Genomic DNA, 17156 nt, shown 5'->3' with positions numbered 1-17156 from the left:
AGGACGGCGGCGGTATTGCATCCGCCGCATCCCGCATGCGAACGCTCTCCCGAGGTAACCTGTCAATGCAAACGTTAAACCGTCGTCATTTCCCCGGTCGCCGGCACCCGGACCGGGTTATTCAATTTGGCGAAGGCAATTTCCTGCGCGCCTTTATCGACTGGCAGCTGGACTTGCTGAATGAACATACCGATCTGGATGCGGGGATCGTGGTGGTGCGCCCGCGAGATGCCGACTCCCCGTCCGCGCTGAACCGACAGGATGGTTTATACACCACCCTCGTTCGCGGCCTGAATGAACAGGGCGAGACGGTGCGCGAATCGCGGCTGATCCGCTCCGTCAACCGTGAAATCAATACCTATCGTCAGTTTGATGAATATCTGGCGCTGGCGCGCGACCCGAACATACGCCTGGTTTTTTCCAATACCACCGAGGCCGGGATCTGTTACCGCGCCGACGACCGCCTGACCGATACGCCGCCCGTCAGTTTTCCGGCCAAGCTAACCCGCCTGCTGTATGAACGTTTTCGCCATTTCGACGGCGCCGCGGACAAGGGCTGGACACTGCTGCCCTGCGAACTGATCGATGATAACGGCGCGGCGCTGCAAGCGCTGGTATTGCGCTACGCCGAACAGTGGGCGCTGCCGCCCGCATTCGCCGCCTGGGTGAACGAACACAATAGGTTCTGCTCCACGCTAGTGGACCGGATCGTCACCGGCTATCCGCATGGCGAAGCGGACGAGTTACAGCAAGAGCTGGGCTATCAGGACAGCCTGCTGGACGCCGCCGAATACTTCTATCTGTTGGTGATTCAGGGACCGCCGTGGCTGGCGGAGGAGCTGCGTCTGAATAAGCTGGATCTCAATATTCGCTTCGTCGAGGATCTCAAACCCTATAAGGAGCGCAAGGTCGCCATCCTCAATGGCGCGCATACCGCGCTGGTGCCTGTCGCCTGGCTGGCGGGGCTGGACACCGTTGGAGAGGCGATGAACGATGCCCGGATCGGCCGGTTTGTGGAAAAAACCATCGTGGAAGAGATCGTACCGACGCTCGATTTGCCCAGCGATGAGCTGACGTCGTTTACCCGGGCCGTATTAAGCCGCTTCCGTAATCCCTTTATCCAGCATCAACTGCTGTCTATCTCCCTGAACGGCATGACCAAATTCCGCACCCGCATTTTGCCGCAGCTGCTGGCATACCGCGAGCGCCGCGGCGAGCTGCCGCCGCGTCTGACGTTCGCCCTGGCGGCGCTGCTGGCGTTTTACCGGGGCGAGCGCGCAGGGGAAAGCTATCCGTTGCAGGATTATGCCCGCTGGCTGGCCTGTTATGCCGCCTTATGGGCCGGCGTTAAACAGCGCACCGTCAGCCTGGCCGATCTGGTCAATACCGTACTCAGCGATACCGAACACTGGCAACAGGATTTGACCCGGGTGCCGGGGCTGGCGGCGCAGGTCACGCAGCAGTTGCAAACCATCGTTGAGCGCGGCATGCGGGCGGCGGTGGAAGCGTATTGCTAACAGCAAAAAGGTGTAGCCATGCAAAGCGTGATAAAAATTCATCCTGCGGACAATGTGGCGGTGGCCCTGCGCGATCTGGCGCCGGGCGTATCGGTGTCCGCGGGCGACCGCACGGCGACGCTGCGGCAAAGCGTCGCGCGCGGCCATAAGTTCGCGCTGGAAGCCATCGCCGCCGGCGAGATGATTATCAAATACGGTCTGCCGATCGGCCATGCCCTGGCGGCCATTGCGCCGGGCGAACATATTCATACCCAGAATGCGAAAACCAATCTGAGCGATGTGGATGACTATCAATATCAGCCGGAATTTATCGATCTGCCGCCGCAAATGGCCGATCGGCCGGTGCGGATTTACCGCCGCGGCAACGGGGATGTCGGCATCCGCAACGAACTGTGGATACTGCCGACGGTGGGGTGCGTCAACGGCATCGCCCGGCAGATCCAGCAGCGTTTTCTGAAGGAAACGCAGGATGCGCAGGACATCGACGGCGTGCATCTGTTCAGCCACCCGTTCGGCTGTTCGCAGCTGGGGCAGGACCATGAGAACACCCGCACCGTGCTGCAAAACATGGTGCGTCATCCGAATGCCGGCGCGGTGCTGGTCGTCGGGCTGGGGTGCGAGAATAATCAGGTGGATGATTTTCGCGCCACGCTGGGTGAATATGACGCCGCGCGGGTCAGCTTTATGATTTGCCAGCAGCAGGATGATGAGGTGGAGGCCGGAGTGGCGCGTTTGCATGAGCTGTATCAGGCGATGCGTTACGACAGGCGTGAAGCGGGCAAGCTCAGCGAACTCAAATTCGGTCTGGAGTGCGGCGGCTCCGACGGGCTGTCGGGGATTACCGCCAACCCGCTGCTGGGCCGTTTTTCGGACTATCTGATCGCCAACGGCGGCACCACCGTACTGACGGAAGTGCCGGAAATGTTTGGCGCCGAGCGCATTCTGATGAGCCGTTGCCGCGATCGGGCCACCTTTGAAAAAACGGTGCGGATGGTCAATGACTTCAAACGTTATTTTATCGCCCACCAGCAGCCGATTTATGAAAACCCCTCGCCGGGTAATAAATCGGGCGGCATCACCACGCTGGAGGAGAAATCCCTTGGCTGCACGCAAAAAGCCGGCCAGAGCAAGGTGGTGGATGTGCTGAAGTATGGTGAGCGCTTACATACGTCGGGGCTTAATCTGCTCAGCGCGCCGGGCAATGACGCGGTGGCAACCAGCGCTCTGGCGGCTGCGGGTTGTCATATGGTGCTGTTCAGTACCGGACGCGGTACGCCTTACGGCGGTTTTGTCCCGACGGTGAAGCTGGCGACCAACAGCGAACTGGCGCAAAAAAAGCCGCACTGGATCGATTTTGACGCCGGCCGTTTGATTCACGGCATGGCGATGGATGAACTGCTGGCGCGGTTTGTCGATCTGATCGTCGAGATTGCCGATGGCAAAGCGGCGAAAAATGAAATTAATGACTTCCGTGAGTTGGCTATCTTTAAAAGTGGCGTAACATTGTAAATCTGCTGTGCTAAAACTAAGATAAAACGGCGTTTCATTTATATGGCGCCGTTTTGCTTTTCCACGGTCGTTTTTAAGGCAGGGATCAATGGCGTATTACTGGTTTGCCCAGTCGGTGGGGGTATTGGCCTTTCTGGTCGGTATTACTCTGTTTTTTAATCGCGACGAGCGTAAATTCAAGCTACAGCTCTCGGTGTACACCCTGGTTATCGGCTGTCACTTTTTTATGATGGGCGCGAATGCGGCGGGGATCAGCGCGATGCTGAATTCCGCCCGTACGCTGATATCGATCAAAACGCATAATATCGCCGTGATGTTCGTGTTTATCGCTCTGACGCTGGCGCTCGGTCTGCCCGGTATACGGCATATGGTGGAGCTGCTGCCGATAGTGGGAACGATCGCCAGCACCTGGGCGCTGTTTCGGACGTCGGGTTTAACCACGCGCTGTGTAATGTGGTGCTCTACCGCCTGCTGGGTAACGCATAATATCTGGCTGGGGTCGATCGGCGGCTCGCTGATTGAAGGCAGTTTCCTGCTGATGAATGGTTTTAACATCATCCGTTTCCGGCGGATGCAGAAACGCGGTATCGATCCGTTTAAGGTGGAGAAAAAAAAGGCGGATAAGGCGTAACGCCATGCGGTCGATAAATAATGTCGTCGATCCCGTCATTCTGCGTATTTCGTTCCTACGAATACCGCCACCGTTATCCCCGGCTCCCATTTCCGTCATCCCCGCAGCCGTAGGCGGGGATCTTTCCGCTGGCGGCTCGGAGTACAAGATCCCCGCCTTCGCGGGGATGACAAGGGAATAGAGGATGACAAGGGAGCAGGGGGCGACAAGAGAGCAGGGGTGGCAGGTGATAACGCCGGGTTACAGCGTATTCAGCCGTTCTTGCTTCGCCAATTTGTCGTCTTCCGCCTGGCAAACCGCGGCGATAAAAATCACGTCCGTCGAGGAGTTGACCGCGGTTTCCGCGGAGTCCTGCAATACGCCGATGATAAAGCCGACGGCCACCACCTGCATGGCGATATCGTTTGAGATGCCGAACATGCTGCACGCCAGCGGGATCAGCAGCAGCGAACCGCCGGCGACGCCGGACGCGCCGCAGGCGCAGAGCGACGCCACCACGCTGAGCAGCAGCGCGGTGGGCAGATCGACATGGATGCCCAGGGTGTTGGCCGCCGCCATGGTCAGCACGGTGATGGTAATGGCCGCGCCCGCCATATTGATGGTGGCGCCCAGCGGAATGGCGACGGAATAGGTATCTTCATCCAGCTTCAGCTTACGGCACAGTTCCATATTCACCGGGATATTGGCGGCGGAGCTGCGGGTGAAAAAGGCGGTTACGCCGCTTTCACGCAGGCAGCGCAATACCAGCGGATAAGGATTGCGGCGCGTCTTCCAGTAGACGATCAGGGGATTGACGCCCAGCGCCACCAGCAGCATCCCGCCGATCAACACCATCAGCAGGTGGGCATAGTCCCACAGTGCGCCGAAACCGGTTTCGGCCAGCGTGGCGGCGACCAGACCGAAAATCCCCAGGGGCGCGAAGCGGATCACCACGCGCACAATAAAGGTGACCGCATCGGACGCATCGGTAATCAGGGTTTTGGTGCTCGCAGCGGAATGGCGGAACGCTATCCCCAATCCGACGGCCCACGCCAGAATACCGATATAGTTGGCGTTCAGCAGCGCATGGATCGGGTTGGCGATGACGCTCATCAACAGCCCCTTCAGCACTTCCACAATACCGGAGGGCGGCGTAATGTCTGCCGCCTGCGCGCTGAGCGCCAGCGTGGAAGGGAAGAGGGTGCTCAGCACCACGGCGATCAGCGCCGCCGAGAAGGTGCCGATCAGATAAAGCACCAGCACCGGACGAATGTTGGTTTTTTGCCCCTGCTGATGATTGGCGATGGAGGCCATGACCAGCATCAACACCAGCACCGGCGCCACGGCCTTGAGGGCGCCGACGAACAATATGCCCAGCAAACCGGCGGCGATCGCGGCTTTGGTCGACACCGACGCCAGAATAATCCCGGCGACCAGCCCCAGTAGTATCTGTTGCACCAGACTACCGCGAGTAATGTACTGCAAAAAACGTGACTGTTGATTTTCCATAGTATTGACGGCGCGGCCGTTTCCGTTGAGTGATTGTGTTTTACAGAGGTGAAACCTCTGGCGAGCGAGACGCCGGATTTCTTTCTATTCCGTAACGAGATGTGTTTGCGCGTGTCAGTATATGAGAAAATCATACCAGGAGAAGAGGCGATGGCACTTTTTTCTGCGGTGGGTCGGATTTTTTATGGCGGGCGTCCTGCCCGCCACCCTAGCGGGCCGTCGCAAACGACGTTGAAAAACGCTCCCGGCGTTTTTTTATCGGCGGGGGAGGATTGCCGCACGGCAGAAACGCCGTGCGGCAAGAGCGGAAAAGCGGGGCGGTTACCGCTCCGCGCGGCGGTTGACCCAAATATTGATCAGCAGGGTGACGGCCAGAATTCCGGCAACCACGCCCAGCGAAATGGCGATGGGAATATGGAACAGGTCGATCAGCAGCATCTTGATGCCGATGAAAATCAGGATGACGGCCAGCCCGTATTTCAGCAGGGAGAAACGCTCCGCCACGCCCGCCAGCAGGAAGTACATGGCGCGCAGCCCCAAAATGGCGAACAGGTTGGAGGTCAGGACGATAAAGGGATCGGTCGTCACGGCGAAGATGGCCGGGATGCTGTCGACGGCGAAAATAACGTCGCTGATTTCCACCAGTATCAGCACCAGAAACAGCGGCGTGGCATAAAGTATGCCGCTGCGACGAACAAAGAATTTGTCGTTTTCAATGTTGTCGGTCATACGCAGATGTCCGCGCAGCCAGCGCACCAGCGGCTTGTCGCCGATGGCGCCGTCATCCTCTTTCGCCAGCGCCATTTTGATGCCGGTAAACAGCAGAAATGCGCCGAATACGTACAGCAGCCATTGGAACTGGGTCACCAGCCAGCTGCCGCCGAACACCATCAGCGTACGCAGGACTATGGCGCCCAGCACGCCGTAAATCAGCACCCGGCGCTGATATTGCGGCGGCACCGAGAAATAGCTGAACAGCATCAGCCAGACGAACACATTATCGACGGCGAGGGCTTTTTCGATCAGATAACCGGTCAGAAAGGCCAGCGCCTGCGTATTGGCGACTTCCCGCCCCAGGGCGCCGTCCAGATACCACCAGAAACCGGCGTTGAACAGCAGGGAGAGCGACACCCAGACAATCGACCATGCGGCGGCTTGTTTGAAGGTCATCACTGTCGAACCCTTGCGCCCCTGATAGAGCAGGTCGACGGCCAGCATGATGATAACAATGGCAGCAAAGCTGCCCCATAGCCACGGCGTGCCAATGGTATGCATAGCAATTTCCTTTGAATAAAAACAAAAACGGCCAACGTCGGAAGACGCTGGCCGCTAATCATTATAGCTGCAAATGCACCTCGCCTCCCGGCAAGGTCTCACTTACAACGTTAATGCGGTAATCTGCTTAAGGTTGCCCGGTAACCGGATGCGTTTCCCCAGCCTGTTGAATCTGGCGGGTACGGCACCGTAATGACGATTGACCGGCGGAAAAGTTACTCCCCTTTGCTGCCACAGAAGATAGGTGAAAAGTTGATCCCGGTCAAATAAATATCGTCACGATGGCGGAGATGGCGTTTCGTTCGGCCCGATGCGGTAAAGCGTTCGGATTATCATGGTGAAATAACAACACAAGGTTACTGTTAAGGTATGGATAACGGGCCGATTGCCTGTCCGTCTGAGAAAAGCATTTACTGGCGCGTGATTTTAGGGGATAAACAGCGCAAATTTTGTGATTCAGGAGGGAGAATGAGCCAACTCGAACTGGAAACGCGTAATCTGACGCTGGTGCGTTATCCTCCGGTAGCCGACAACACGGCGCTGCAGGCGTGGGAGGCGGCGGATGAGTTTCTGCTGCGAGAGCTTACATCCGCGGAGACGGCGCCCGGCCCCCGCCTGATTTTTAATGACGCCTTCGGGGCGTTGGCCTGCGGGTTGCAGGCTCAGTCGCCGATCAGCATCAGCGATTCGTATATGAGCCAACTGGCGACGCGCCATAATCTGGCGCTGAACGGTTTTGAGGCGGAGTCGGTGGAACTGCTGGACAGCCTGGCGGATTTGCCCGCGGCGCCCGCATTGGCGGTGATAAAAATTCCGAAAACCATGGCGCTGCTGGAATATCAGCTGCGTATGCTGCGCAAGGTGGCGACGCCGCAAACCCGCATTATTGCCGGCGCCAAAGCCCGGGACATCCATACGTCGACGCTACAGCTGTTCGAGCGCATTCTGGGGCCGACGAAAACCTCGCTGGCCTGGAAAAAAGCGCGCTTGATCCACTGTGAGGTGGCGGATTTAAAGGTGAGTGAGCAGCCACTAACTACTGAGTGGGATCTGGAAGAGTTCGGATATCGCATTCACAACCACGCCAATGTCTTTTCGCGCGGCGGGCTGGATATCGGCGCCCGTTTCTTTATGCAGCATTTGCCTCGGCAACTGGACGGTAAAATCGTCGACTTAGGCTGCGGCAACGGCGTTATCGGGCTGGCGGCGCTATCCGCCAACCCGGACGCTTTCGTCAGCTTCTTTGATGAGTCCTATATGGCGATAGCCTCCAGCCGGATGAACGTTGCGCTTAATTGCCCGCAGGATGGGGACCGCTGTGGTTTTGCCGTTAATCACGGCCTGTCCGGCGTGGCACGCGACAGCTTGCAGGCGGTATTGTGTAACCCTCCGTTCCATCAGCAGCAGGCCGTTACCGATAATATCGCCTGGCAAATGTTCCTCGATTCCCGCCGCTGTCTTCAGGTCGGCGGCGAGTTGCGCATCGTCGGCAACCGCCATCTGGATTACTTCCACAAGCTGAAACGGCTGTTTGGCAACGCAGAGCTGATTGCCGGCAACGCCAAGTTTGTGGTGCTGCGGGCGGTGAAAAGCGCGGCGGCAAGGTAAACCCGGATCAAATGCTTAATGCCAGCCGGGTGGCCTGTTCTATCGCCCGGCGCGCGTCCAGTTCCTGGGCGACGTCGGCGCCGCCAATCAGATGCACGCGGCGACCGGCGGCTTGCAGCGGCAGGTAAAGCTCGCGGCACGGCTCCTGGCCGGCGCAGATGATGACGTTATCCACCGGCAGGCAGCGCGGTTGCCCCTGATGCACAATATGCAATCCCTCGTCGTCAATGCGCTGATAGCGCACGCTCTCCAGCATGGTCACGCCGTGGCGCAGTAAACTGGCTCGATGGATCCAGCCGGTGGTTTTACCCAGATTGGCGCCGGGTTTTCCCGCCTTACGCTGCAATAAGGTTATCTCCCGGCGCTGGGGAAGCGTATGCGCGTGGTTGCCCAGCAGGCCGCCTCTGCGGCGCAGCCGACGGTCGATGCCCCATTCGGCATAAAAATCGGCGTGGGGCGGCTGGCTGAGATAGTGGGCGGTATCGAAACCGATGCCGCCGGCGCCGATGATGGCCACCCGCCTCCCGACCGGTTTTTTATCACGCAGCACATCCAGATAGCTTAACGCCATGGGGTGATCGATCCCCTCAATCGCCGGTATGCGCGGCACGATGCCGCTGGCCAGGATCACCTCGTCGAAATCAGCCAGGTCGTCCACGCCGGCGCGTACGCCCAGCCTCAGCGTCACCTTATTCAACGCCAGCTGGCGGCGGTAATAACGCAGGGTCTGGTTAAATTCGTCTTTGCCGGGGATCTGCCGCGCCAGATCGAACTGCCCGCCGATGTGCGCGGCGGATTCAAACAGCGTGACCCGGTGGCCGCGCCCGGCGGCATTCATCGCAAACGCCATACCGGCCGGTCCGGCGCCCACCACGGCGAGCCGTTTCACGACCTGCGCCGGCGTGAGCGGCAGAAGGGTTTCGTGACAGGCGCGCGGATTTACCAGACAAGAGGTCAGCTCGCCGATAAAGATCCGATCCAGACAGGCCTGATTACAGCCAATGCAGGTATTGATTTCATCGGCACGGCCTGCCGCGGCCTTGTTCACCAGCTCCGCGTCGGCCAGAAAGGGGCGCGCCATCGAAATCATATCGGCGCAGCCGGCGGCGAGTAGCTGTTCCGCCACGGCGGGATCGTTGATGCGATTGGCGGCAATTAGCGGAATGCCGACTTTTCCCATCAGCCGTTGGGTCACCCAGCTAAAGGCGCCGCGCGGCACCAGGGCGGCGACGGTGGGGATGCGGGCTTCATGCCAGCCGATGCCGGTATTGATCAGGGTGGCGCCGGCGCCTTCTACGGCCTGCGCCAACTGCTCAATCTCCTGCCAGCTTGAGCCGTCGGCGACCAGATCGAGCATCGACAAACGATAGATGATGATAAACGCGGGGCCGGTTATCCGACGAACCGCCCGGACGATCTCCAGCGCAAACCGGCTGCGGCGTTGAAAATCGCCGCCCCATTCGTCGTCCCGCCGGTTGGTGCGGGCGACCAGAAACTGGTTAATCAGGTAGCCTTCCGAGCCCATAATTTCCACGCCGTCGTAACCCGCCCGCTGGGCCAGCGCGGCGCAACGGGCGAAATCAGCGATGGTCCGCTCAATCTCTTGCCCGCTCATGGCCAGCGGGACAAACGGACTGATGGGCGCCTGTAGCGCAGAAGGCGCCAGCGGCTGTGGCTGGTAGCTGTAGCGACCGGCGTGGAGAATTTGCAGGGCGATCTTTCCTCCCGCCGTATGAACCGCCTGCGTCAACGCCCGGTGGTGGGCAAGCTGCGACGCATCGTGCAGCGACGCCCCGTCTTTTACCACCGCCCCTTTGGGGTTGGGCGCGATACCGCCGGTGACGATCAGGCCCACGCCGCCCAGCGCCCGTTCACGATAGAAAGCCGACAGCCTTTGCGTACCGTCGGGATGCTCTTCCAGGCCGGTATGCATCGAGCCCATAACGACCCGGTTCTTTAGCGTGGTGAATCCCAGATCGAGCGGCGAAAACAGAGTAGGGTAGGCAGCCATTGCAATCTCCGGCATACAGGCGCAGCGGATAAAAGGGCACAACTGGTCTGATGAGTTCTTGCCATAAAGCTAGCTGTATTCGGCTGAATTGTGAAATTTATGTTTATTTATTGTGATTAATATCATTGTCATCGGCAGGGGAAAACGCAGCGCTGCATTAATAAGCGGCCGGATTGTTTGTTGTCGGAGCGGTGTGCCATTATAATTCGCTGAATTAGCGGGCGAAGGAATCTCTATGTGGGTTGAAGAGTTGCAGACACGGCTGGACGGGGCGTTTCAGGAACTGGAGCACAGCGTTCGGCAACAACAGCAGATCTGGCGGCGTGATTATCAGCAGCTGGAGCAGCAGCTGGCGCAGTCCAGACAGCGCGAAGCGCAGCTTGGCGAGCAGATTGAGCAGCTTGTCGCCAAGCTGAACGCCATGGATAGCTCGCCGGCGCGCAATCCGCTGCTGCAGAAAGTCAAAGTCATCAGCGCGCATATCGATGCGCTGGCAAAAGACGCGGCGGATTTTGTCCGCTCGCTGCCCTGATCGCCCAGCGGATTGGATGCGCGACAGGTGAGCCGTGCGCTATCTCGCGCAAGGTTTAACGCAATGCTACCGATTCCTTACACATTTCTCCCGTCTTCTCCACATTTGCCGCAAATATGAAGTTATTCCTTGCAGATATTTACCGTTGCTCTAATTAACTGAAGCAGCCGGACCTATACTTCCCTTCGACACAACGACAACGGTCGTTAATGCGTTAACCTGAGAGAAGGATTAATTATGCGTAAATTCACAGCACTGCTGGTGGCTTCATCCTTGGCACTGGGAATGACGGGTATTGCTCACGCGGATGACGCGCCCAAAGGTCATGGTCATCCGGAAGCAAGAGTATTGAAAGACGGAAAGGGCCCCCGCGGTCCGCACCATGAGGCGCTGTTCAAAGAGCTGAACCTGACCGAGGCCCAGAAACAGCAGGTGAAAGAGATTTTGCGGGCTTCTCATGACGATGCGCGTAAATCCATATTGGAGGAACGCCGTGAAATCCACGGTCTGATCGCCTCCGATACTTTTGACGCGGCAAAGGCGCAGGCGCAGTTGGATAAGGCTGACGCCGCGCGCAAGGCGCAGCAGCTGAGCAGACTGGAAACCCAGAATAAGATTTATAATATTCTGACGCCTGAGCAGAAGAAGCAGTACAACGACAATTTTGAAAAACGCCTGACTCAACCGCCAAAACCGGACGCGAAACCCTTGCCGGCTGAGTAAGCAACCGCATAACCCCTAAGACCGCCGGATTTATCCATCGCTGCTGGTTATCGCCGCGGTGGGTAGGTCCGGCGGTTTTTCTTGACGTCGCCCTAGGGGTCGGGGAACCCCCCAGAAATTGAAATATGTAACGCCGGAGAATATTTCGTGCGCGATAAAGCCGCCATTTTTCTGCTGCGTCGTAGCACGCGCCCGACGCAGGGTGGTTCAAACGCCACCACCCTACGGACCCGGGCTTGTGGCTGAAATCACGCCGCTAACGCGGTTCCTTCGGCGGTCGCCCCCTTTTCCGAACCGCCAGTGACGCGTTCCCGACGCGGCACTGGCTTGAGCCGCATCCTTGCGGCTCATTCGCGGGGTCGTCCACCTCAGCGTAATTTCTTACGCCATGGGGTGAACAGTTTAAACACTGAGTTTGTATTTAATATCAGCATGTTAAATATAAAATACAAACAAAGTATTTTTGTGGGGATTCCTCAGGCTCCCGGCGTTTTTTTATTGCGGCAATCATGGCCGCTACCTTTTGGGCTGAGGAACCCCCAGAAAATAATTAAGCATTATTTAATAAATCGATTTAGATAGCATGGTGTTGTTTTTTTAAGGTTTTTCTTCGCGTAAAAAATTGCCCTGAGGTGGGCGTGACCGCCGGGTGAGCCGCATGGACGCGGCGAAAGCCAGTGCCGCGCCGGGAGCGCGTCAATGGCGGCCCGACCAGCGGTCACGAACGCCGAAGGCATCGCGTAGCGACGCGATTTCCGCGAAAAGCCCGGGGGCACGGGGGGCTGGCGCTTGAGCCCTCCGTGTCGGGCGCGTGCTGCGACGGTCGCAGAAATCGACTGAGGTTAGTGCGCACGAAACCCTCACTGCACTTACAGACATTCCTTTCCCAGATTTCTGGGGATTCCTTAGCCCGTAAAGGGGCGGCTAGGGATGGCACGCCACAAAAAACTTCCGGGAGAAGTTTTTGACGTTGCGTCAGCGACGGCCCGTAAGGGTGGCGGCCAGGGATGGCACGCCACAAAAAAATAGTGACAGTTTTCACAAAATAAAACACGGCGGTAGCTTTTTCCGCGCCGACTTGTTAGAAAGAGGGCCAAGGACGCCACCAGAATTTTCTGGGCGAGACCTGGATAAAACAGTGTGCCACACACTGTTTTATCCAGGTTTTTTTTTGCTTTTTTTCCAGCTGGCCAGCGGGCACCAAGCAAGACGATGTGGATTGTATAGGCAGTTGCAGCCATTTACGAAACGGGAAGTGTCATTATGAATAGCCAAGTGCTAGCAGAAAGTATTCTGAGGTCGGTCGGCGGAGAAGAGAACGTCTCGACGTTGGTACATTGCGCCACGCGTCTGCGCTTTAAAATTGTCGATAACGCGAAAGTGGATTTGGCGGCGCTGGAAGCGTTGGACGGCGTTATTACCGTGGTCAACGGATCGGGGCAGTTACAGGTGGTGATTGGCAATCGGGTGCCGGAGGTGTATCGCGCTTTCGGTCCGATTTCCGGATTGCTGGAGGACGGCGCTAATAAACGCCCGGCGGCGGAGTCCGCCAATAACGTCTCGCTGATGGGACGGCTGATTGATCTGGTGGCGGGGATCTTTACCCCGTTGCTCGGCGCGATGGCGGCGGCCGGGGTAATGAAAGGCGTGCTGGCGATTGCCATCGCGCTGGGCTGGCTGCACAACAAGGAAAGCACCTACGTCATTTTGCATGCGGCTTCCGACAGCTTGTTCTACTTTCTGCCCATGCTGTTGGCCATCACCGCCGCGCGTAAATTCGAAACCAATATTTTCGTCGCGGTATCGGTCGCCGGGGCGCTGGTTTACCCCTCGATACTGGGGCTGTTCGAGGCCGGTCAGCCGGTAACGTTCTTCGGCTTGCCCGTGGTGATGATGAAATACACCTCCTCGGTGATCCCGATTATTTTCAGCGTGTGGCTGATGTCGTATATCGAACGTTTACTGAATCGGCATATTCATGAGAGCGTGCGGAATATTCTGACGCCATTTTTCCTGCTGGCGCTGATGGTGCCGCTGACGCTGATGACCATCGGACCGATCGGTATCTCGGCCAGTGAAGTAATCGCTTCGCTGTTCGTCAGCATTTATAGCTTTAACCCGATTATCGCCGGCGCGCTGATTGCCGCCGCCTGGCAGATCCTGGTGATTTTTGGCGTGCACTGGGGATTCGTCACCGTCTTTATCAATGATATTTCCGTAATGGGGCAGAGCTACCTCAAAGCGGCTTCCAGTCCGTCGGTCTTTGCCCAATCCGGGGCGTTGCTGGGCGTGATGCTGCGCACCAAAGATAAAAAGCTCAAGGCGCTGGCGGGCAGTACCTTTATCGCCTCGCTGTTCGGCATCACCGAGCCTGGGGTGTACGGCGTTACGCTGAAGCTGAAAAAGCCCTTTGTCTGCGCGGTGATCGCGGCGGCCATGGGCGGCGCGGTGGCGGGCTATGCCAAGAGTTCGGCGATCTCCATGGGAATGCCCGGACTACTGACGCTGCCTATTTTCTACGGCGAGGGTTTTCTGGGCTTTCTCATCGGCTGCGCCATCGCCTTCGTCGCCAGCCTGGTGTTAACCATGATCGTCGGATTCGATGAACCGACCGCGCAGCCTGCCGCGCAGACGCCGGCGCCCTCGTCCGCTTCCTCTTTATCATCTGCTACGTCATCGGCAGCGCCCGCCGCCGGTGGGGCGCAGGCCGCCGTTGTCGGCCTGGAGGACGTACCCGCGTCCGCCGAACAAATCGGCTCTCCGATGGAGGGCGAATTGGTCCCGCTGACCGAGGTCAATGACAAAGTATTTTCTTCCGGCGTCGTCGGGGCGGGCATCGCCGTCCGGCCGCGGGAAGGGCGCGTCTACTCGCCCGTTGACGGGCAAATCGCCAGTACGTTCGACAGCGGCCATGCGATTGGCATCCGTTCACAGGGCGGCGCTGAAATTCTGATCCACGTGGGGATCAATACCGTGCAGCTGGAAGGCCGGCATTACCATATGCGGGTCGCGGAAGGCGATAACGTGAAGAAAGGGCAGCTGCTGCTGGAGTTTGACCTCGCCGAGATAGCGCAAGCGGGTTATGACACCATCACGCCGGTGGTCGTCACCAACGCGGAGGATTATCGCCTGCTCGGTCTCAGTCGCGCGGGTCACCACAAGGCCGGCGCCACCATCATCGCGTTGGCATAATGCAGAGATGGCTATCCGCCGTAAATAAAATCAACACGCAAGGATGACGACGGTACAGGAGCAGGGCAATGGCCGTGAATCGGCCGTTGCCCTGCTGAAGCAACCATGCGGGCGCGGTGATGAAAATAAATAAAATATTAAGTAATAATGCGGTGCTGGTGATAACGGACAAGGGGGAAGAGTGCGTAGCGCTGGGGCGCGGCATTGGCTTTGGCAAGAAAAACGGCGATCGGGTGGACGAGGAGCGGGTTGAAAGCCGTTTTCTCAAAACCGGCGGCGGGCTGAATACCTTTTTTGCGGAAATTCTGGCGGAAATTCCGCCCGTATATCTGAATATTAGCGAGCAGATCATTGCGCTGGCGCGTAATGCATTGAACATTGAATTACAGGATACGCTGTTTCTGGCCTTGAGTGACCATATTAATTTTTCCGTCAAGCGCTATAAAGAGGGATTGAAAATTCATAATCAGCTGCTGTGGGAAGTCAAGGTTTTCTATCCGAAAGAATTTTCGGTCGGATTACGCGCGCTGGATATTATTGAAGAGAAACTGCATATTCGCTTGCCTGATGATGAAGCAGGGTTTATTGCATTACATCTGGTTAATGCAATAAATAACAGCGATATGCAAAGCACAATGGAAAGCGCCACACTTATTAAGGATATTTTGACCATCGTAAAATATGACCTGCGTATTAAATACGATGAGAATTCCATCGATTACCAGCGTTTTATCACCCATTTGAAATTTTTCGCGTTACGACTGCTCAGCCGGAATGCGGTAAGCCATGCCGATGACAGTATTTATCAAGGCATAAAAGAGTTAATGCCGATCGCTTATACCTGTGCGATGAGGGTTTGCCAATATGTTGAACGCCACTACCAGTATCAATTAACCACCGATGAAATCATGTTTTTGACTATCCATATCAATCGACTCAACGCTAATTCAAAATGAGTGGGGAATAGATAACCGCAAAGAAGATTAATTGCTGCTTTTTGCCGCATCAGGGATATATCGCCGCGGCGTACGCTCAGGTGATAGTTGTCGATATTAATGAGGAATAAATGATGAAGAAAAAACGTCTGGCTTTCAGAAGGAAAGCGCTCGTTTTAATGTTGTTGTCCTGCTATGGGGTTGCGCCGGATATTATGGCGCAGACATTAACGCTGGAACAGCGGATGGCGCTGCTGGAAGAGCAGCTGCGTATTACCCAGGAGAGGCTGCAGGCCTATGAGCAAAAAGAAAAAATACAGCCCTCTTCAGCGGTGAAGCCCCAGGCGGTCGCGGCGGCGGATGGACGTTTATCGGCCGCGCCGGCGAGCGGAGAGGCGGCGGGTGGCAGCGATCCGGTGCTTTCCGAGTCAACGTTGAAAAAAATCAGCCAATACGTTCAGGATGATACCGGCTTTAAATATTCGGGTTATTTCCGTACCGGATACGCCTCAACCACCAATGGCGGTCCTAAATCCTGGGCGGTGGGATCGCTAGGGCGATTCGGTAATGAATATGACGGATGGTACAACCTGTCGTTTAAAAAGCGCGCCTGGCAGGAAGGGAATAAATCGATCTGGGCGAACGTGCAGTTTGAAGGCGATCTGGGATTATCGCAGAGTAATGAGTCGTTTGAAAAAGGAATGGCCGGCGGCGGCATGGGGAAACTCAGCAAGCTGTACGTTGAAACGACCGGGTTCCTGCCGTTTGCACCGGAAGCGAAATTCTGGATCGGTAAACACACCTTGCCGCAATATGAAATCCAGATGCTGGACTGGAAAAGTAACCGCACGCTTTCCGGGGCGGGGCTGGGTATTGAAGACTGGCGACTTCCCGTCGGTTCATTAAGTATGGCCGTGACGCGTAATGATATCGATAATTACAGTACGGTTTGCGGAACCTCGACCTGTAGCGATACCACTCAGGTCAATGTCAATATCGCCGAAGTCAGATATAAAAATATTCCGCTGAGCAAAGATTTGTCACTGGAAGTTGGCGCGAAATATGCTTTCGCCAATCAGACCGATGAGCAAAAAGCGGCGCAGAATTCCGGTGACGACTATAAAGTAAAATCGTCATGGCTGGGGCAGGCTATTTTACGGCATCCGGTGCTCGGCGGGTTTAATGAATTGACGGCGCAGGTCGCCAACAATTCCCTGGCCAGTCAGTTTATGAATATTTCGAGCGCCAACCCGGATTTTGATTACAACAGCTCCTATTATGGCATTCACAGCGATGGCATTGGCTGGCGATTGGTGAATCAGGGGGAAATATACCTGCGTGATGATGTTATTATGGCCCATACGCTGGTATATGGTCGCGGTAACGATCTTTATTCGGCCTATACCGGGGCGCACACCGATTTTGAAACCTTCCGCGCGGTGATTCGTCCCTCCTATATTTGGAGTAGAACTAACCAGACGGCGCTGGAACTGGGTTATTTTATTCAGGAAAATAGCGTCGATAATATTAACTATGATGAGTCAGGTTATAAGGTGACGCTGGCGCATACGTTTAAAGTGGATACCAGTCTGTTGACATCTCGTCCCGAAATTCGTTTCTACACCAGCTATCTCCGCGCGCTGGATAATGAAATAGACAACCATAGTTTTAACGATAACAAAGACTATCAAATCAGCTTTGGCGTTCAGGCCGAAGTGGTTTTCTGATAAGGGGA

The 17156-nt window shown here is 56.6% G+C and carries 12 protein-coding genes; 9 read left to right on the top strand and 3 right to left on the bottom strand.

Going from position 1 to position 17156, the window contains the following annotated elements; translation table 11 throughout:
* Positions 1-65 precede the first annotated feature (65 nt).
* The 3 genes from MFP24_RS13675 to MFP24_RS13665 all read left to right on the top strand — a co-directional run bounded on the left by MFP24_RS13675 (position 66) and on the right by MFP24_RS13665 (position 3657).
* On the top strand, positions 66-1517 hold the full coding sequence (locus MFP24_RS13675) for a tagaturonate reductase (RefSeq protein WP_249230832.1): 1452 nt from the start codon (positions 66-68) through the stop codon (positions 1515-1517).
* 18 nt (positions 1518-1535) lie between these two features.
* Complete coding sequence (locus MFP24_RS13670) at positions 1536-3026, top strand: UxaA family hydrolase (RefSeq protein WP_249230831.1); 1491 nt, start codon at positions 1536-1538, stop codon at positions 3024-3026.
* A gap of 88 nt (positions 3027-3114) precedes the next feature.
* Positions 3115-3657 (top strand): YgjV family protein, encoded by a 543-nt coding sequence (locus MFP24_RS13665; protein WP_249230830.1) that lies wholly within the window; start codon positions 3115-3117, stop codon positions 3655-3657.
* 240 nt (positions 3658-3897) lie between these two features.
* On the opposite strand, the gene sstT is transcribed toward MFP24_RS13665, so the two are convergent.
* Positions 3898-5145, bottom strand: a complete 1248-nt coding sequence (gene sstT / locus MFP24_RS13660) for a serine/threonine transporter SstT (RefSeq protein ID WP_249230829.1) — start codon at positions 5143-5145, stop codon at positions 3898-3900.
* Between the two features lie 321 nt (positions 5146-5466).
* A complete protein-coding gene (locus tag MFP24_RS13655; RefSeq protein WP_249230828.1) occupies positions 5467-6420 on the bottom strand; it encodes a TerC family protein in 954 nt (317 codons plus the stop codon).
* A 468-nt stretch (positions 6421-6888) separates the two neighbouring features.
* On the opposite strand from MFP24_RS13655, the gene rlmG reads away from it, so the two are divergent.
* On the top strand, positions 6889-8028 hold the full coding sequence (gene rlmG, locus MFP24_RS13650) for a 23S rRNA (guanine(1835)-N(2))-methyltransferase RlmG (protein WP_249230827.1): 1140 nt from the start codon (positions 6889-6891) through the stop codon (positions 8026-8028).
* A gap of 7 nt (positions 8029-8035) precedes the next feature.
* Here rlmG and MFP24_RS13645 read toward each other — a convergent pair whose 3' ends face one another.
* Positions 8036-10039, bottom strand: coding sequence for an NADPH-dependent 2,4-dienoyl-CoA reductase (locus MFP24_RS13645; protein ID WP_249230826.1), 2004 nt, complete (start codon positions 10037-10039; stop codon positions 8036-8038).
* A gap of 235 nt (positions 10040-10274) precedes the next feature.
* Between MFP24_RS13645 and MFP24_RS13640 the strand changes: the two genes are divergently transcribed.
* From MFP24_RS13640 to MFP24_RS13620, 5 genes are all read left to right on the top strand, one after another.
* Entirely contained in the window at positions 10275-10571 is a 297-nt protein-coding gene (locus MFP24_RS13640; protein ID WP_249230825.1) for a hypothetical protein, read from the top strand.
* Positions 10572-10808: 237 nt separating this feature from the next.
* Positions 10809-11294: an ATP-independent periplasmic protein-refolding chaperone Spy gene (gene spy, locus MFP24_RS13635; RefSeq protein ID WP_249230824.1), complete on the top strand. Its 486-nt coding sequence runs from the start codon at positions 10809-10811 to the stop codon at positions 11292-11294.
* 1263 nt (positions 11295-12557) lie between these two features.
* Positions 12558-14486: a beta-glucoside-specific PTS transporter subunit IIABC gene (locus MFP24_RS13630; RefSeq protein ID WP_249230823.1), complete on the top strand. Its 1929-nt coding sequence runs from the start codon at positions 12558-12560 to the stop codon at positions 14484-14486.
* Positions 14487-14605: 119 nt separating this feature from the next.
* On the top strand, positions 14606-15442 hold the full coding sequence (gene licT / locus MFP24_RS13625) for a BglG family transcription antiterminator LicT (protein WP_249230822.1): 837 nt from the start codon (positions 14606-14608) through the stop codon (positions 15440-15442).
* A 110-nt stretch (positions 15443-15552) separates the two neighbouring features.
* Positions 15553-17148, top strand: a complete 1596-nt coding sequence (locus tag MFP24_RS13620) for a carbohydrate porin (protein ID WP_249230821.1) — start codon at positions 15553-15555, stop codon at positions 17146-17148.
* Positions 17149-17156 lie beyond the last annotated feature (8 nt).

The organism is Brenneria tiliae (assembly GCF_023347575.1).
GTDB lineage: Bacteria > Pseudomonadota > Gammaproteobacteria > Enterobacterales > Enterobacteriaceae > Brenneria > Brenneria corticis.
The sequence above is the reverse complement of the archived record's forward strand: the minus strand, read 5'-3'. Positions and strand labels throughout refer to the sequence as shown.